At 63.5% G+C, this 18,189-nt stretch carries 17 protein-coding genes; 13 read left to right on the plus strand and 4 right to left on the minus strand.

Annotated elements, in window-relative coordinates; all coding sequences use genetic code 11:
• Positions 1 to 5 precede the first annotated feature (5 nt).
• The 3 genes from creD to creB all read right to left on the minus strand — a co-directional run bounded on the left by creD (position 6) and on the right by creB (position 3,797).
• On the minus strand, positions 6 to 1,379 hold the full coding sequence (gene creD / locus AC1DTQ_RS09380; protein WP_477849284.1) for a cell envelope integrity protein CreD: 1,374 nt from the start codon (positions 1,377 to 1,379) through the stop codon (positions 6 to 8).
• A gap of 283 nt (positions 1,380 to 1,662) precedes the next feature.
• On the minus strand, positions 1,663 to 3,093 hold the full coding sequence (gene creC / locus AC1DTQ_RS09385) for a two-component system sensor histidine kinase CreC (protein WP_477849285.1): 1,431 nt from the start codon (positions 3,091 to 3,093) through the stop codon (positions 1,663 to 1,665).
• On the minus strand, positions 3,093 to 3,797 hold the full coding sequence (gene creB / locus AC1DTQ_RS09390) for a two-component system response regulator CreB (RefSeq protein WP_477849287.1): 705 nt from the start codon (positions 3,795 to 3,797) through the stop codon (positions 3,093 to 3,095). The genes creC and creB overlap by 1 nt, the downstream gene beginning before the upstream one ends.
• A 17-nt stretch (positions 3,798 to 3,814) precedes the next feature.
• Between creB and AC1DTQ_RS09395 the strand changes: the two genes are divergently transcribed.
• The 13 genes from AC1DTQ_RS09395 (at position 3,815) to AC1DTQ_RS09455 (ending at position 17,248) form a co-directional block, all read left to right on the plus strand.
• Positions 3,815 to 4,672, plus strand: a complete 858-nt coding sequence (locus tag AC1DTQ_RS09395; protein ID WP_477849288.1) for a 23S rRNA (adenine(2030)-N(6))-methyltransferase RlmJ — start codon at positions 3,815 to 3,817, stop codon at positions 4,670 to 4,672.
• A gap of 70 nt (positions 4,673 to 4,742) precedes the next feature.
• Positions 4,743 to 5,702, plus strand: a complete 960-nt coding sequence (locus AC1DTQ_RS09400) for a DUF808 domain-containing protein (RefSeq protein WP_477849289.1) — start codon at positions 4,743 to 4,745, stop codon at positions 5,700 to 5,702.
• Between the two features lie 77 nt (positions 5,703 to 5,779).
• Entirely contained in the window at positions 5,780 to 6,322 is a 543-nt protein-coding gene (locus tag AC1DTQ_RS09405; RefSeq protein WP_477849291.1) for an N-acetyltransferase family protein, read from the plus strand.
• A 173-nt stretch (positions 6,323 to 6,495) separates the two neighbouring features.
• Positions 6,496 to 7,548: a class I SAM-dependent methyltransferase gene (locus AC1DTQ_RS09410; protein WP_477849293.1), complete on the plus strand. Its 1,053-nt coding sequence runs from the start codon at positions 6,496 to 6,498 to the stop codon at positions 7,546 to 7,548.
• Between the two features lie 220 nt (positions 7,549 to 7,768).
• Positions 7,769 to 11,245 carry a transcription-repair coupling factor gene (gene mfd / locus AC1DTQ_RS09415; protein WP_477849673.1) on the plus strand — a complete coding sequence of 1,159 codons (3,477 nt, stop codon included), beginning with the start codon at positions 7,769 to 7,771 and terminating at the stop codon, positions 11,243 to 11,245.
• Between the two features lie 48 nt (positions 11,246 to 11,293).
• A complete protein-coding gene (locus AC1DTQ_RS09420; RefSeq protein ID WP_477849294.1) occupies positions 11,294 to 11,497 on the plus strand; it encodes a hypothetical protein in 204 nt (67 codons plus the stop codon).
• A gap of 26 nt (positions 11,498 to 11,523) precedes the next feature.
• Positions 11,524 to 12,051, plus strand: a complete 528-nt coding sequence (locus tag AC1DTQ_RS09425; protein ID WP_477849295.1) for a hypothetical protein — start codon at positions 11,524 to 11,526, stop codon at positions 12,049 to 12,051.
• Between the two features lie 204 nt (positions 12,052 to 12,255).
• Entirely contained in the window at positions 12,256 to 12,762 is a 507-nt protein-coding gene (locus AC1DTQ_RS09430; protein ID WP_477849296.1) for a phosphoglycerate mutase family protein, read from the plus strand.
• 193 nt (positions 12,763 to 12,955) lie between these two features.
• Positions 12,956 to 13,819, plus strand: coding sequence for a DNA ligase (locus tag AC1DTQ_RS09435; protein ID WP_477849297.1), 864 nt, complete (start codon positions 12,956 to 12,958; stop codon positions 13,817 to 13,819).
• A gap of 51 nt (positions 13,820 to 13,870) precedes the next feature.
• The gene (gene nfi / locus AC1DTQ_RS09440; protein WP_477849675.1) at positions 13,871 to 14,596 is read left to right on the plus strand and encodes a deoxyribonuclease V; all 726 of its coding nucleotides are present in this window, start codon (positions 13,871 to 13,873) and stop codon (positions 14,594 to 14,596) included.
• Between the two features lie 78 nt (positions 14,597 to 14,674).
• A complete protein-coding gene (locus tag AC1DTQ_RS09445; RefSeq protein WP_477849298.1) occupies positions 14,675 to 15,538 on the plus strand; it encodes a pirin family protein in 864 nt (287 codons plus the stop codon).
• Between the two features lie 257 nt (positions 15,539 to 15,795).
• The gene (gene aqpZ, locus AC1DTQ_RS09450; RefSeq protein WP_477849299.1) at positions 15,796 to 16,536 is read left to right on the plus strand and encodes an aquaporin Z; all 741 of its coding nucleotides are present in this window, start codon (positions 15,796 to 15,798) and stop codon (positions 16,534 to 16,536) included.
• Between the two features lie 232 nt (positions 16,537 to 16,768).
• Positions 16,769 to 17,248 (plus strand): hypothetical protein, encoded by a 480-nt coding sequence (locus tag AC1DTQ_RS09455; protein WP_477849300.1) that lies wholly within the window; start codon positions 16,769 to 16,771, stop codon positions 17,246 to 17,248.
• A 31-nt stretch (positions 17,249 to 17,279) separates the two neighbouring features.
• Here AC1DTQ_RS09455 and AC1DTQ_RS09460 read toward each other — a convergent pair whose 3' ends face one another.
• A complete protein-coding gene (locus AC1DTQ_RS09460; RefSeq protein ID WP_477849301.1) occupies positions 17,280 to 18,143 on the minus strand; it encodes a pirin family protein in 864 nt (287 codons plus the stop codon).
• Positions 18,144 to 18,189: the final 46 nt, after the last annotated feature.

Genomic DNA, 18,189 nt, shown 5'->3' on the forward strand with positions numbered 1-18,189 from the left:
CCGGCTCAGCGCAACGAAGAGCCGAGTTCATACCAATCGACCTTGCGGGTGATCCACATGATCGCGGCCAGGATGCCGAACAGCAGTAGCGAGCCCATCAGCAGCGCATTGTCTTCGGAGATCAACAGGCTGTAGAGAACGCCATAGAGCGCCGTGAGCATCACCGCGAACCCTCCCGCCCGCACCCAACTCTTCAACACTCCCGACAAGTAGACGAACTGCAGTCCGATACAGGCCACAGCGGAAATCAGATAAGCCTTCATGAAATCGATATGCTCGGACAGGCTGAGCAGCAGCAGGAAGAAGATCGCCAGCGCCAGGCCCACCAGCAGGTACTGCAAGGGATGGATCGGCAGGCGCTTGATCAGTTCGAACAGCGCGAAGCCCACGAAGGTCAGCACCACGAACAGGATGCCGTATTTGCTGGCGCGATCGGCCTGGGTGTAGATATCCACCGGATCGACCAGACTGACTTCCACGCTGTCGATCGCGCTGTCGCCGGAGCCGGGAAACTGTGCCGGGGCGCCATCGACGGCACTACTGCGCTGGGTCAACAGGCCGTCACCTTTGGCCAGTTGCGACTGGGCCGCGCTTGCGAGCGATGAGATTTCCCACTCCGCGCTGAAACCGTCCGCCTGGATGCGGCGCTGGTTGGGTAGGAAACGGCCCGCGAACGAGGGATGCGGCCAGGTGGAACCGAGCGTGATCTGATTACTGTCCGCTATCGGAGCGACGCCCAGCGACTGCGTTCCATTCAAGCGGAAATTCGCATCGACTTGGCTGGCCGGCAACAGGTCGCCGACGATCTCGGGCAGATTCGCGTGCATGCCATGCAGGCGTTCGGACATGGCCTGCGTGCCGGACTCCAGTATTACCGGCGCGCCATCGACCTTGAAGTCGGGCGTGCCGACCAGACCACGCACATCGCCCAGACCAAGCACCAGATAGGGCCGGCCATAGCTGCGTCCCGGCACTACGGTCAGCGCCAGCGGATCGAAGGCGGCCTTCAATCCCGCCTGCCATTCGAATACGCGCACGTTGTACAGCCCGATGCGGCGCACATCCGGCTTGAGTCCGCCCTGCACGCGCATAGTCTTAGGCGTCTGGAAGACATAACCTTCGACGACTTCGGTGCGCGTAACCGGCTTGCCGTCTGCGCCGGTTTCATTCACCACGCGAGGTTCCCGCCATGGAATCACGCGTAATGGGCCGACTAGCTGTTGCGGCCCGGCCATGCTTTGCGACACGCGCTGGACCGCCTGCGCGCGGTAGGCCTGGCGATCATGGATGGCGCCGCGAATCATCATCAACGGAATCAGCAACAGCAGCACCAGGCCGCCTACGGTAATAAAACGCAATAACAGCTTCAGTGACTTCATGGTTTTTGCCCCGGGTTGAACACGGGGGTAGCCTGAAGTGCGTTGGTGTGGAAGGTTTGAGGCGAGTTTGAAGTCTGTGTGAAGTCGAGAACTAGCGGACTGGGCTTTCGCCTGATTCAATCGAACAATATTGCCGTCATCCCAGCGCAAGCTGGGATCCATTTTGCTTTTGCATTAACAATCCTGAAGCAAGATCAAGATGGGTCCCAGCTTTCGCTGGGATGACGTCACTAAGGATGCGACACCATTTGGGGACCAAAATACCTGGTCACCGCTCCTATCGTCAGGACTTGGGCAACCGCAGTATCGCCAGCGCACCGCCGCCTTCCAGTGAGGCGAGTTCCGCCTCACCTCCATGCAATCGGGCCACTTCGCGTACGAACGGCAGCCCCAATCCGGAGCTGCGCAATCCCGTCGAGGGACGCGCCAGCGAATAAAAGCGCTCGAAGACGCGATCCTGCGCGTAGTCCGGGATGCCAGGGCCTTCATCCGCGACCCGAATCTCGATATGCCGATCGACCGTCTTGCTAGACAGGGAAATCGTGCCGCCAGAGGGCGAGAAAGCGATTGCATTGTCCAACAGGTTGGAAACCGCCTGCCGCAGAAGATAGGCATCGCCCTGAACTTCGGCCTGCGGATCGTGGACATCCACCGACAGCGCCAGTCCCGTGGTCGCCAGTTTCGCCGCCACGTCTTCGGCTACCTGTCCCAGTAAGGCATCGATACCCACCGGCCCGATCTTGCGCAGCCAACCATGCTGTTCCACTTCCGCCAGCGCCAGCAGCTTGTCGATGGTTTCGGTGAGCCGTTGTTCCTGGGTTCGGATGTGGTTCGCGAATCGCTGCCGCTCGGCCTCCGGCAAAGGCTCCTGCAGCAGTTCCGCCGCACCGCGGATCGCAGCCAACGGACTCTTCATCTCGTGGGTCAGCGACTGCACGTATTGCTCGACGTAGGCCTTGCCTTCCAGCTTCCTGCGCATGGTTTCCACCGCGCGTCCCAGATCGCCTATTTCGTCGCGGCGTGCGGGCAAGGGCGGCACGCGCTCGCCCGCACTGACCGCCTGCGCATAGCGGTTGAGACGGTTGATTCCACGCATCAACCACCAGGTCATCAGCAAGCCGATCAGCGCGGAAAGGCCGATCAGCCAACCGCCGCGCCGCATGATGTTGCGCTGGCTGGCGGCGATGAAGGGCTCGAAGGTCTCGTTGGGCTGCGAAAGCGTCAGCACGCCGATGAGTTGGTCGCCGTCGCGGATGGGCGCGGCGACATGCATAACGGTATGGTCTTCGTCCCCCGGGATCGCTGGGCTGGAACGCGCACCGTACTCTCCGCGCAAGGTGCGATAGACATCGTTCCACTTGGAATTGTCGCGACCCACGTCGCGTCCCGTCGAGTCGTAGACCACGACGCCGCGCGTATCGGTGATGCTGATGCGGTAGTCGATGCTGCGCTTGGGGAACTGCCAGACCGTGGCGTTCAATTCGCGGCGCTGGGCCAACGCCAGATCGCGTACGAACTGGCCGTCGGCGATATGGCCGGACTTGAGATCGTCGGCCGCCATCACCGCCAGCACATTGGCCGCATCGACCAGCGTGGACTCCATCGCTTGGCGAACGCCCGGCTTCACTTCGTTGACGAATACGCGCATGACGAAGAAGGCCGCCAACCCGACGATCAGGAAGAAACCCAGGAACAAACGCAGGCCAAGGCGCATCAGACCTCCAACGCGTAGCCGAGGCCGCGATGGGTACGGATCGGATCGTTCTCGGCACCGGCCGCACGCAACTTCGCGCGCAGGGTCTTGATATGGGTGTCGACCGTGCGATCGGCGCTATCCGCATCGCTGTCCCAGCCGCGATCCATCAACTGCGCGCGGCTGAGGATGGCGCCTGGGCGCTGCAGCAAGGCCGCGAGCAGCATGTATTCGTAACGGGTCAGTTCCAGCGCATTGCCCCGGAAACGGATGCGGTGGCCTTCGTGGTCTATCTGGAATTCGCCCTTGACCGACTCGCTGACCGGTTCCTGCCCGACGTGGCTGCGGCGCAGACGTGCACGTACCCGCGCCACCAGCTCCCGCGGCGAGAACGGTTTGGCCATGTAGTCGTCGGCGCCCAGTTCCAGTCCCAGCACGCGGTCGATCTCGTCGTTGCGCGCGGTCAGGAAGATCACCGGCACCTCACTGACCCACGCTTCCTTGGAGCTGCGCAGCTCGCGGCATACGTCGAAACCGCTGCGATCCGGCAAGCCCACGTCCAGCACCACCACGTCGACGCCGCCGGCGCGCACACGCGGCGCTATTTCGCGGCCCAGCAGGCAGTGCTCGGCTTCCAGGCCTTCGCTGCGCAGCGCGTACAGCACCGCGTCGGCGATGGCGGGCTCGTCTTCGGCGATCAGGATCAGGGGCATGGCGCGCAGCATAACGTTATGCTTCCCCCATGAACTACAGGCACGCTTTCCACGCCGGCAACCACGCTGACGTCCTCAAACACATCGTGCTGTTGGCCTTGCTCGACGCACTGAAGCGCAAGGACGCGCCGTTTTTCGTGCTGGATACCCATGCCGGGCGCGGCCGCTACCTGCTCGCCGCGCCGGAAAGCCGCAAGACCGGCGAAGCCGACGCCGGCATCCTCAGGCTGATGGGCGAAGCGAAGATGCCCGAAGTGGTGGAGCGCTACCTGCGCGCGGTGGAAGCCAACAACCCGGTCGGCGCATTGATCGCCTATCCCGGCTCGCCGCTGCTGGTGGCCCAGGCCCTGCGCGATCAGGACCGCCTGGCCGCTTGCGAGCTGCAGCCGGAGGAAGCGGCCGCGCTGAAGGAATTGTTCGCCCACGATCCGCGCGTGGCCGTGCACGCGCGCGATGGTTATGCGGCGATCAAGGCGATGCTGCCGCCTAAACACGGCACGACGAAATTCGCACGCGGCCTGGTGCTGATAGACCCGCCCTACGAAGTACAGGAAAACGAATACCCGCAAATCATCTCCACGGTGCGCGACGCGCTCGAACGCTGGCCGCAGGCGACCTACGCCATCTGGTATCCGATCAAGCAGCGACGCACTTTGCAGCCGTTCTTCCGCAAGGCTGCAGCGCTCCCGGCTAAGTCGGTATTGCTGGCCGAGCTACAGATACGCGCGGACGACTCGCCGCTGCGCTTGAACGGCAGCGGACTGGTGATCCTCAATCCGCCGTGGCAGTTCGATCAGCAGATCGCACCGGCACTGCCGCTTTTAAAGAAAGCGCTGGGCGAAGCCGGGGCGATGACGCGGCTGGAATGGCTACGCGCCGAGGGCTGAAACACCGCACATAGAAGCACCTCACGTATGCGAGAATCGCGGCTCCCCAACGCAACTCCTTGATTGCCACATGGCCGGATCCAGCCTTTTCGCCCTGATCGACGACATCGCCTCGCTGCTCGACGACGTGTCGGTCATGACCAAGATCGCCACCAAGAAGACCGCAGGGGTGCTGGGCGACGATCTGGCCCTCAATGCGCAGCAGGTTTCCGGCATCAACGCCGACCGCGAGCTGCCGGTCGTGTGGGCCGTGGCCAAGGGCTCGTTGGTCAACAAGGCCATCCTGGTGCCGGCCGCGCTGGCGATCAGCGCGTTGGAGACCTGGCTGCACGGCAGGGGCTACAACATTCCGCTGGTCACGCCGTTGATGATGTTGGGTGGCGCGTTCCTGTGCTTCGAAGGCGTGGAAAAGCTGGCCCACAAGTTTCTGCACGACAAGAACGAAGACAAGCAGCACCACGCAGAACTGGTAAAGGCAGTACAGAACGAGAACGTCGACATGGTCGCGTTCGAGAAGGACAAGGTGCGCGGCGCGATCCGCACCGATTTCATCCTCTCGGCCGAGATCATCGTCATTTCGCTGGGTACGCTGGCCGGCAGGACTTTTGTGGAGCAACTGCTGACGCTGGTGGCCATCGCACTGATCATGACGATCGGCGTGTACGGCCTGGTGGGCGGCATCGTGAAGCTGGACGACCTGGGACTGGCGCTCAACCGCGATCAAAGCGACGGCAGCTGGGCGAAGGTCAAGCGTAATGTCGGCACAGGCATCCTGCGCGGGGCTCCGTACCTGATGAAGTTCCTCTCCGTCGCCGGCACCGCCGCGATGTTCCTGGTCGGTGGCGGCATCCTGGTGCATGGCTTGCCGCCTCTCCACCATTTCATCGAGCCCTATGCACAAGGCACGGCAGGCACCCTGGTTTCCATGCTGTTCGACGCCGTTGTCGGCATTCTCATCGGTATCGGCGTGCTGCTGGCGGTGACCCTGGTCTCACGACTACGCAAGCCGAAAACCCTGCCAAGGGGCTGAATCGAAGCACTACGCGGGCCGGGTTCCGGCCTGCCTCTTCACTCCCCGCGGCGATCCTTTCATGCGAGCATGACCACATGACCGCGCCGAAAAGACTCCCACCGTGGCACGAGCAGTTCCGATTGCCCAATGGCCGCGAGCTGCTGATCCGTCCTATCCGCCCTGAAGACGCGGATCCGATCCAGGGCGCCTTCGCACTGCTGGGTCCCGAAGAAGTCCGCCAGCGCTTCCTGTATGCGCTGAAGGAAATGACCCCGGAAATGGCATACCGCCTGTGTCACCCCGACCCCCGCACCGAATTCGCGCTGGTCGCGGCCGAGAACCTGCCGCCGGGCGAAGCCCTGGTGGGCGCGGTCGCACGCACCTCCATCACGCCGCGTACACGCGATGCGGAGTTCGCCATCCTGGTCAGCCATTTCATCGCCGGACAAGGTCTGGGCCGTCAGCTCATGCGCAAACTGGTGAAATGGGCCAAGACCAAGAAGCTCGACCGCCTGTACGGCGACGTGCTGGACCACAACCATCCCATGCTGCAGCTCGCCCAGTCGCTGGGTTTCAAGCGCATGCGCGAGGACGATACCCCCGGCCTGGTACGGGTGGTGCTGGATCTCAACGAATAAGCGGATTGGCGGTCGGCGGGACGCAAGCAGAAACGATTCCCTGAGCAATCGCTACCTCTAGAGCGGCGTGCGGCGAATCCGACCACGACCTGGCCGCCTGTTTCTCGTAACTGCGTTGCGCCTAATGGGGGCCTGCGGCAGGCACCGCCGCGCCACCATCGGAAGAGCCGCGCATGAACATAAACGAAGCAAAACTCAACGACTTCCTGGGCAAAGCGGTCGGCGACCTGGGCGCGGCAATCAGCGCCAGCCTGATGCTGGTGGGCGACCGGCTCGGCCTGTACCGGGCCCTGGCCGAAGAGCCCGCTACCCCTACTGAACTTGCCGCACGCACCGGCACTCATGAGCGCTACATCCGCGAATGGCTGGGCAATCAGGCCGCGGGCGGCTACGTGAGCTACGACGCCAGTAGCGGCCGGTACACGCTGAGCGACGAGCAAGCGCTGTGCCTGGCCGATCCGAACGGCCCGGTCGACCTCCCCGGCGCGTACAACATCGTCGAAGACACCTTCCATACCCTGGACCGCACCCTAGAGAATTTCCGCAGTGGCGCCGGCATGGAGTGGGGCGAACACCACCCCTGCCTGTTCCACGGCACCGAGCGATTCTTCCGGGCCGGTTATCACGCGCACCTGCTCGGCGAATGGCTGCCCGCGCTGGACGGCGTGGTAGACAAGCTCGTCCAGAACGCCAAGGTCGCCGATGTCGGCTGCGGCCACGGCGCCAGCACCGTGCTGATGGCACAGGCTTACCCGAACTCGCAATTCATCGGCTACGACTACCACCCCGAATCGATCCGCATCGCCAGCGAGCGTGCGGCGGCCGCCGGAGTGACCAACGCACGCTTCGAAGTCGCCGATGCGGTGGGCTACCCCGACCGCGACTTCGACCTGATCGCCTTCTTCGATTGCCTGCACGACATGGGCGATCCCGCCGGCGCCGCGCGGCATGCCCGCCAAGCGTTGAAACCCGACGGTCACTGCCTACTGGTGGAGCCGTTCGCCGGCGACAAGGTCGAGGACAACCTAAATCCGGTCGGGCGGGTTTACTACGGCGCGTCTTCGCAGATCTGCGTACCGGTGTCGCTGGCGCGCCATGGGCCCGCACTGGGCGCACAGGCCGGGGAAGCGAAGCTGCGCGCCATCATGGTCGATGAAGGCGGGTTCAGCCGCTTCCGGCGCGCTACCGAGACTCCGTTCAACCTGGTGCTCGAAGCGCGACCATAACCGAAGGAGCACTTTGTAGAGCCGAGCTCGCTCGGCTGCTCTTGCTCAATTGCTGACAATTAATGCAGCCGAGCAAGCTCGGCTCTACAAGACGGTGGGCACGAATTGGCCCTCTCTCGATGACTGCTGACAGGCCCTGACACGGGGCACGTTAAACTGCGCGTCCTTTTCCTTGCGCTGGACGCGACCGCGTCCGGCGCTGCTGCTGTTTTGCGTGCCGATGCCTAACGACCCGAAATCCCCGCATTTCCCTCCACCGCCACTGCCCCGCAGCAACCAGTTACGTGCCTGGTGGCGCGCCCCCGTGTCGCCCACGGCCCTGGCCTGGTCGCTGGCGCGTGCGGCCGAAGCCCATCAAGGACCCCTGCTGGCCGTGGCCCGCGACAACCAGGGCGCGCACCAGTTGGAATCGGATCTGCATACCTTGCTCGGTACGCATGCCGAGCTGCCGGTGCTGCCGTTCCCGGACTGGGAAACCCTGGCCTACGACCGCTTCAGCCCGCATCCGGACATCATTTCCCAACGTTTGGCCGCCCTGCACAGCCTGCCGACGCTCAAGCGCGGAATAGTCGTGGTGCCGGTACAGACGCTCATGCAGCGGCTGCCGCCGTTGCGTTACGTGGTCGGCGGCAGCTTCGATCTGCGCGTCGGCCAGAAACTGGACTTCGACCAGGAAAAGCGCCGCCTGGAGGCCGCCAGCTACCGTAACGTGCCGCAGGTGTTGGATCCGGGCGATTTCGCCATCCGTGGCGGCCTGCTGGACGTTTTCCCGATGGGCGCGCATGCGCCGCTGCGCATCGAGCTGCTGGACGACACCATCGACTCCATCCGCGCCTTCGACCCGGAAAGCCAGCGTTCGCTGGAAAAGACCGACTCGGTAAAGATGCTGCCCGGACGCGAAGTGCCCTTGGACGATCTTTCCGTTCAGCGAGCTCTGGATGCTCTGCGCGAACGCTTCGACGTGGATACCCGGCGCAGCTCGCTCTACCAGGATCTCAAGTCGGGCATCGCGCCGGCAGGAGTGGAGTACTACCTGCCCCTGTTCTTCGAGCAAACCGCAACGCTGTTCGATTACCTGGACAACACCAATACGCTGCCGCTGATCGCCGAAGGCGCCTACGAAGCCGCCGAAGCGTTCTGGGCACAAACCCGCAACCGCTACGAACAGCGCCGGCACGACATCGAACGGCCACTAGTGCCGCCGGACGAGCTCTATCTCGCACCCGACGCATTGCGCGAACGTCTGAACCGCAATGCGCGCATCGAGGTGTGCGGACCGAACCATCCGCGCCGGGAAGAATCGCAGTCGCTGGGCGACCAACCAGTGCCGGTGCTTCCGCTCGCCGCCAAGGATGTCGAGCCCGCCGCGGCGGTGAAATCGTTCCTGTCCAGTTATCCGGGACGGGTGATGGTGGCGGCGGATTCGCCGGGTCGTCGCGAAGCCTTGATGGAAGTGATGCAGGCGGCGGCGCTGACGCCGGACGTCGTCCACGACTTCAACGCCTTCCTCGCCGGCTCTTCTCGATTCGCGCTCGCTGTCGCACCGCTGGAAGACGGCTTCGCGCTGGATGCGCCGCAGATTGCGGTGCTAACGGAACGCCAGCTGTTCCCGGAACGCGCCACCCAGCCGCATCGTCGCCGCCGCACCGGGCGCGAGCCCGAAGCGATCATCCGCGACCTGGGCGAGTTGAGCGAAGGCGCGCCCATCGTCCACGAAGATCACGGCGTGGGCCGCTATCGCGGGTTGGTGGTGCTGGAGGCCGGCGGCACGCCCGGCGAATACCTGGAAATCGAATACGCCAAGGGCGATCGCCTGTACGTGCCGGTCGCGCAGCTGCATCTGATCAGCCGCTACTCCGGCGCTTCGGTGGAAACCGCCCCGCTGCATTCGCTGGGTGGCGAGGCCTGGACCAAGGCCAAGCGCAGAGCGGCGGAAAAGGTCCGCGACGTAGCCGCCGAACTGCTGGAAATACAGGCGCGCCGGCAGGCACGCGCCGGCCTGGCGCTGCATCTGGATCGCGCGATGTACGAACCGTTCGCGGCTGGCTTCCCGTTCGAGGAGACCCCCGATCAGCACCATGCCATCGAAGCGGTAATCCGCGACTTGGCCAGTTCGCAGCCGATGGACCGCGTGGTCTGCGGAGATGTGGGCTTCGGCAAGACCGAGGTCGCCGTACGCGCCGCGTTCGCCGCGGCCAGCGCTGGTAAACAGGTGGCCGTACTGGTGCCGACCACGCTGCTGGCCGAACAGCACTACCGCAACTTCCGCGACCGCTTCGCCGACTGGCCGTTGAAGGTCGAAGTGCTGTCGCGCTTCAAGAGCGCCAAGGAAATCAAAGAAGAGCTGCGCAAGGTCACCGAGGGAACGCTGGACGTGATCGTAGGCACGCATCGCCTGTTGCAGCCGGACGTGAAGTTCAAGGATTTGGGACTGGTGATCGTCGACGAAGAGCAGCGCTTCGGCGTGCGCCAGAAGGAGGCGCTGAAGGCGTTGCGCGCTAACGTGCATCTGTTGACCCTCACCGCCACGCCGATTCCACGTACTTTGAACATGGCCATGGCCGGCCTGCGTGACCTTTCCATCATCGCCACGCCACCGCCCAACCGCCTGGCGGTGCAGACCTTCATCACGCCCTGGGACGCGCCGCTGCTGCGCGAAGCGTTTCAGCGCGAGCTGGCGCGCGGCGGCCAGCTGTATTTCCTGCATAACGACGTGGAAAGCATCGGCCGCATGCAGCGCGACCTGTCCGAGCTGGTGCCGGAAGCGCGCATCGGCGTGGCCCACGGACAGATGCCGGAACGCGAGCTGGAACAGGTGATGCTGGATTTCCAGAAGCAGCGCTTCAACGTGCTGCTGTGCACGACGATCATCGAATCGGGCATCGACATCCCCAACGCCAATACCATCGTCATCAACCGCGCCGATCGTTTCGGCCTGGCCCAGTTGCATCAGCTGCGCGGACGCGTCGGCCGTTCGCATCACCGCGCCTATGCGTATCTCGTCATCCCCGACAAACGCAGCATGACCGGCGATGCGCAGCGCCGTCTGGAAGCGATCGCGGCGATGGACGAACTGGGCGCCGGCTTCACCCTGGCCACGCACGACCTGGAAATCCGCGGCGCCGGCGAACTGCTAGGCGAAGACCAGAGCGGCCAAATGGCGGAGATCGGCTTCAGCTTGTACACCGAACTGCTGGAACGCGCGGTACGTTCGATCCGCCTGGGCAAACTGCCCGACTTGGACGCCGGCACCGCGCACGGGGCCGAGGTCGAACTGCATATCCCGTCGCTGATCCCGCACGACTACCTGCCAGACGTGCACACACGACTGACGCTGTACAAACGTGTGAGCAGCGCCGCCGATGCCGACGAACTGCGCGACCTGCAAGTGGAAATGATCGACCGCTTCGGCCTGCTGCCGGATGCCGCCAAGCATCTGTTCGCCATCGCCGAACTCAAACTCACGGCCACGGCGATGGGCATCCGCAAGCTGGACCTGGGTGAGAACGGCGGCCGCATCGTGTTCGAGTCGCAGCCCAATATTGACCCGATGTCGGTGATCCAGATGATCCAGAAGCAGCCTAAGCTGTATTCGATGGACGGACCGGACAAATTGCGGGTCAAACTGCCGCTGCCGGAGGCGGCGGACCGTTTCAATGCCGCGCGCGGACTGTTGGCGACGCTTGCCAAGTCCTAGGCGTATTCTCTGCTCTAACATTCCAGACCCAAGCTGAAGGATACCGTCGTGGACACCGCATCGCTGCTCTGGGGCTTGTTGTTCGGTTCGGTGGGGCTGGGTTACTTCCTGTACGGAAAGAACCAGAAGGCGCTGGTGCCGACGCTGTGCGGACTGGTGCTGATGATCTTCCCGTATTTCGTTTCCAGCACGCTGCTGCTGGTGGTGGTCGGCCTAGGGTTGATGGTTATCCCCTATTTCGTCAGGTTCTGAGCCGCCGCGGAAAGTGGGCGTCGCGCTTGTCCGCTCCGGGCGTGCCGGCGCGTTGGAAAGTGATGTCCGGATATCGTTGCCCGGCACCCGGCTCGGCCACCCACGGAGTAGCCCATGCGCATCAGGCTGGCAGCCATCCCAGTTTTCATGCTCCTGCTTTCCTCGCAGGCCCATGCGGTCACGCAGACGCAGGCGGAAAAATCGCCAGCGACTACCTGTCCTCGCTTCCGCCGGCCGATGTCAGTTACCAGGCCGCCCAAACCGTCGTGGGCGATCTCGATGGCGATGGTAAACCCGAAATCGTGGTGCAGACCGCGTTACTGGGTCCGACTTACTGGTCCTACCGGCTCGATGTGTTCGTCGATCGAGGCAAGGGCTATGTGCAGGCCGGCAGCGGCGATCTCTGGGGTGAAGTGCAAAGCATCGCCATCGACAAGGGCATTGTCGTGGTCAAGTCGAAGATGCCCGGACCCAATGATCCGCGCTGCTGCCCCACTTTGGACAAGACCTATCGTTATCGCTGGCTGGGCGGAAAAGTGGTCGAGTTGAAATAGTCGAGCCCTCGTCCCGTCCTTGCACTACCATCTGGACGACTTTCACAACGCGCTCGATCTGTTGCGCAACGAGAAAACGCTATGGTTGTTGTATTCGGGAATGGGCGATGGTTTCGAGAACGGCATCAAGAGCGAGGCCGAGATCACGGGCGAGGGCGAAACCGGACTGAAGCGATTCGCAACACGCCGAACCGCCTGTCGCGCTTGTTGTTCCTCGCGGCATTAGTGGTGGGCGTGGCCGCCTGCAGCACCACTGCGTCGACCGCACCGGCCGGCACAACCACCACCTTCATTTTGGTCCGTCATGCGGAGAAAGGCACGGACGATGCGCGCGATCCTTCGTTGAACGACGCCGGCAGGGCGCGCGCGGACAGGTTGGCGCAGCTACTGAGCGATGCACCATTGACGGCAGCCTATGCCACCGCTTACCGGCGCACCCAGCAGACGGCACGACCTGCAGCCGATGGGCATGGCATCAGCGTCACGACCTACGATGCAAAGATGGCCGACGCCGCATTCGCCTCGCAACTCCGCGCCGCCCATGCGCGCGGTACTGTACTGGTCGTCGGCCACAGCAACAGCGTGCCAGGGATCGTCGCGGCGCTATCGGGAACGACCGTCGAAGCGATGCGGGACGACCAGTTCGACCGCATCTATCGGGTCAGTATCGGCCCAGATGGCAAGGCGACACTTTCGCAGAGCAGTTACTGATCTGTCCGCAACGCATGTCCCGCCCTAGCGGAAAGACCGCTGACCGTTTGCGATTCCACATGCGGGCCGTTTTCCGACTTTGTCGACCGGGAAACTCCGACACGGCATAGACCCGCGACCGATTCTTGAAGCCGTAAGCTTGGACCATGCGCACGGACATGCGCCTGCCGACCCATACTCAAGGACCGAGATCATGAACCTGCGCATCGTTTTGCTGTTGCTGCTGTCTTTCCTGCTGCCCCCACCGTCGCTGGCGGAAACGACAAGCCAGCCGCAGTTGATGCTGGCCACGAACTACCACAGCGGCTTGAACATCGCGGACTACTGGATCAGCGAGAAACTGGATGGCGTCCGCGGACGTTGGGACGGCAAACGTCTGGTCACCCGCGCCGGACAACCGATAGCGCCGCCGGAATGGTTCACCGCGGGCTGGCCGAAGGTGGCCATGGATGGCGAACTGTGGGTAGGTCGCGGCCGTTTCGATGAGGTCAGCGGCATCGTGCGCGCAGGAAAGGCCGATGATCGCGCCTGGCGGCGCGTACGCTTCATGGTCTTCGATCTGCCCGAGCATGGTGGCACTTTCGAAGCACGAGTGCTGCGCATGCGTGGCTTGTTGTCCACAGCTGGGATCGTCTGGCTGCAAACCGTTCCTCAGTTCCGCGTGGGCGATAAGGCTGCGCTCGAGGCGAGGCTCAAGCGACTCGTCGCCGAAGGCGGCGAAGGTCTGATGCTGCACCGGCGCAGCGCTTTATATCAGGTGGGCCGGAGCGACGACCTCATCAAATACAAGCTTTATGAGGATGCGGAAGCGCGCGTGGTGGCGCATGCGCCAGGAAAAGGGAAATACAGGGGCATGCTCGGCGCTCTGATCGTACAGATGCGGGATGGCCGGCGATTCCGCCTAGGCTCCGGATTCACCGATGCCCAGCGCGCCGCTCCCCCGCCGATAGGCAGCCTGGTCACCTATCGCTATAACGGATTGACCCGTAAAGGCTTGCCGCGCTTCGCGCGCTTCCAACGCATCCGCCTGGACCCGCCGCCGCCCGATCCCACATAAGCGCGCTGAAATCTGCACATGGCGCGAACACGTCCTGATTACCCTTGTGCCATGGATGTGAATTCGGAAACCGATGTGTTCGCCGATTGGGACGGCAGCATCGCTGCCGCACGCTCTCTGCAGGTGGAGCTCGCCAAGCGCGTTTCCTTGCAGGACGACTTTCCCGAGCCGCGCGTACTGGCCGGGTTCGACGTGGGTTTCGAGGAAGAAGGCACAGTCACCCGGGCCGCAGTGGTCCTGCTCGACGCCGGCACGTTGCTGCCCATCGAATCGCATATCGCCCGGGTCAAGACTTCGATGCCGTACGTACCGGGCTTGCTGAGTTTTCGCGAATTGCCTGCATTGATGGCCGCATTGGCCATGCTGATGCGGACACCGGATCTGGTCTTCGTCGATGGCCAGGGCATCGCCCACCCCCGACGACTGGGAATCGCGGCGCACTTCGGTGTGGCGACAGGATTGCCTGCCATCGGAGTAGCCAAGAAAGTACTGGCCGGTCGCCATAACGACCCGGGGCCGACGCCAGGCGACCGCGCTGCACTGACGCACCGTGGCGAACAGATCGGTTGGGCGTTGCGCAGCAAACTACGCTGCAATCCGCTAATCGTTTCACCCGGGCATCGAATTTCCATGGACACGGCGGTCGGATGGGTGATGCGCACACTGAAGGGCTATCGCTTGCCGGAACCGACTCGTTTGGCCGACCGCATTGCCTCCCGGCGTGGCGAGCTTCCCACCGACGTCGCCGCCTCCATCGACAACGACAGTCTCTTCTGAACGCAACGATCCGTTCCCGTCGGCGTGTCGAGCGCCCGGCTTTCCTATGCGATCCTGCCGCTATTCCCGGAGGCCTCCATGACCACGATCATCACTCCCCGTACCCACGACCTAGGCGGCGGTTTCGAAGTACGTCGCGCCGTGCCCAGCTTGCAGGCGCGCAGTGTCGGACCGTTCGTGTTCGTCGACCATATGGGGCCGGCGATCTTCGAACCCGGCCGTGGCATCGACGTACGTCCGCATCCGCATATCGGCCTGGCCACGGTGACGTTCCTGTGGGCCGGCGCGATCAACCATAAGGACACGCTGGGCTCCGAACAGGTGATCCTGCCCGGCGACGTCAACTGGATGACCGCAGGCCGCGGCATCGCCCATTCCGAACGCACGCCGGCCGATGAGCGTGGGCGCGGGCATGCTGTGCACGGCATGCAGACCTGGGTGGCGTTGCCGAAATCCGACGAGGAAACCGCGCCGGAATTCCACCACCACGCAGCCTCCGCGCTGCCGCAGATCCGGCGCAACGGTGCATTCCTGCGGGTGATCGCCGGACGCGCCTTCGGCGAGGAATCGCCGGTTCGCGTCTTCACCCATACCTTCAATGTGGCCGTGGACCTGGAGGCCGACGCCGAACTGGTCATCGAAGACGGTCATGTCGAGCGCGCGCTCTACATCCTGGAAGGCGACGCGCAGCTGGATGGCGCCGATGTCCCGGACAAGCATCTGGTGGTGCTCGACCCGGGCACGCGACCGGTCCTTCGCGCCAAGACTCCGCTCAGGGCCATGTTGCTGGGCGGCGAGCCGCTGGATGCGCCGCGTCACATGTGGTGGAACTTCGTGTCCAGCTCGAAAGACCGCATCGAGCAGGCGAAGCAGGACTGGTTGGACGGAAGCTTCGGCCAGATCCCAGGCGAAGTGGAGTTCATTCCGCTGCCGGAACGATAAGACGCGACCGGCCGGTGGGAGCGGCGTCCCGCCGCGAGCTTTTCGCTTCTATAGCCTGAAGAGTTTGCGGCGGGACGCCGCTCCCACAATGCATCCATGGCATGTCTGTGACTGGAGATTAGCGGCAACGCGTTGGTGTGAGTCATGGAACTCTTATAGCTCAGCGGTTCCATGTAACGGAATTAAAACAATTTCCGCACCTGCTTCCGCTACTTTGCCCGAGCCGCCAGCCGGCGGATCGACACTTTGGGGGCAACATGAATCTGGGCAAGAAACTCACGGCCGAGTTCCTCGGTACGTTCTGGCTGGTTCTCGGCGGCTGTGGCAGCGCGGTGCTCGCCGCCAACTTCGGTGGCGACGGCAATCCGCTGGGGATCGGATTCGTTGGCGTTTCATTGGCTTTCGGCCTGACCGTACTGACCGGCGCGTATGCGTTCGGCCATATCTCGGGCGGCCACTTCAACCCGGCGGTAAGCCTGGGACTGTGGGCAGGCGGGCGCTTCCCGGCCAGGGAACTGCTTCCCTACATCGTTGCGCAAGTATTAGGCGGCATCGCGGCCGGGTTCATCTTGCTGCAGATCGCCAAGGGCGGCGGCGGTTTCTCGATCGATCCCACTGCTGCTGGCGCCTTCGCCACCAACGGTTACGACGCGCTGTCTCCGGGTGGCTACACGGTAGCGGCCGCCTTCCTGTGCGAAGTGGTGCTGACGGCGTTCTTCCTTATCGTGATCATGGGCTCGACCCATAAGAATGCGCCCACCGGCTTCGCGCCCATCGCGATCGGCCTGGCGCTGACCCTGATCCACCTGATCAGCATTCCGGTCACCAACACTTCGGTGAACCCCGCACGCTCGACCGCCGTCGCCGTATTCGTCGGCAACGGTGCGCTCAGCCAACTGTGGCTGTTCTGGTTGGCGCCGATTCTGGGCGCATTGATCGGCGGCATGTTGTACGGCTGGCTGGGACGCAACGAGGCGGATATTGTCGGCAACGGCTAACCGACGGCACCCCGAAGAATGAAAGCCGGGCTTGCCCGGCTTTTTTTGTGACGTAGGCAACGCCATCGTGCCAAAAGCTGGGCTAAGGTCGATCGGTCCAACAGCTGGGGAGGCTGATGGACGGGAACCCTGGGAGTTCTACAGGCTTCGGAAGGTCGCAGTCGAATCGGCACCCATGGGTTCTGCAACCGGCCATCAGCATTTCGCGATGGCTATTCCAGGGGACTAATCCATGAAAACCATCTGCCTACTTCCAACGCTTCTTCTTTCAATACTTCTTGCTGTGCCCGGCACGGTCATGGCCCAGCAGGCCTCCGTTCGGTGCCCCTCGCTTCCAGCCAGCTCCGGTTTGCAATGGGAAGAACGAGTGAGCACCGGTTTCCTCGCCTGCAAAGCGCGGACTGAAGACAGCAGCAAGTCGATGAACCTGCTGCTGACCTCACGCGACCCGGACCTGCGTCTGAGTAAGTCTAGACGCGCGGAGCAAGGTGTGTTCTCTGGTCAACCATTGCACTGGTACGTCCCGGAACTCGCTGGACAGGCCGAATCGGTGGTGGCCTCCAAGCGGATCGCGGTGGTGGAGCTGGGCAAAGATCAGTACGCGCAAATCTGGATCGACGCCAAGTCGCCGGAAGCTCTAGCCGAACTGCAAACCTTGGCCGAGAAGTTGGACGTGAGCACGAGCGCCGCCTACTTGGTTTCCGGGAATTGAACGCAAGACGCGGCTACACCGCGCCTGCAATTCAAAATCTACCTTCCTGAAAATCGACGAAGGCCTGCATCAGTTCCTGTTTGGTGTTCATGACGAACGGGCCATGGCGCATCACCGGTTCGCGCAGAGGGCGGCCCGCGACCAGGATCAGGCGCGCGCCCTTGCCGCCGGCGCGGAGTTGCAATAGATCGCCGCCGCCGAGCACTGCCATCTCGTGAGTCTCGAGCGCGCGCGCTTCTTCACCCTCGCCCACCGTCGCCGCGCCTTCGAACACGTAGGCGAATGCGTTATGGCCTTCGGGCAGCGTGTATTCCCACGCGATGCCCGCGTCGAGCGCGATATCCAGATACACCGGATCGGTGGCCGGCTGCACGATCGGGCCGATCACCTCGCCTACCCGGCCAGCGATGACCTTGACGCTGACGCCCACCGCCGGAGCGGCCACCGGAATGCGGTCCGGCGCGTATTCCTGATACTTCGGATCGGTCATCTTGTCGCGCGCAGGCAGGTTCACCCACAGCTGGAAGCCGCGCATGCGTCCGGATTCCTGTTCCGGCATTTCCGAATGCACCAGGCCGCGGCCAGCGGTCATCCACTGCACGCTGCCTGGGGTCAGCAGGCCTTCGTTGCCATGGTTGTCCTTATGGCGCATGCGCCCGTCCAACATGTAGGTGACGGTCTCGAAACCGCGATGCGGGTGACTGGGGAACCCAGCCAAATAGTCCTCGGCGCGGTCGGTGCCGAACTCATCGAGAAGCAAGAACGGATCCAGCTCCGGCAGATCCGGACCGCCGATGACGCGGGTCAGTTTGACGCCGGCGCCGTCGGACGTAGCGCGGCCGCGTATCTTGCGGGTGACGCGGGCGGGGATCGGGGAAGTGGCGACAGTGTTCATGGAGCCTCCTTTTCAATGGCTGAAAGATGGCACCGGCAACGCGCTA

The sequence above is a fragment of the Pseudoxanthomonas sp. P4_B2 genome (genome assembly GCF_056402315.1).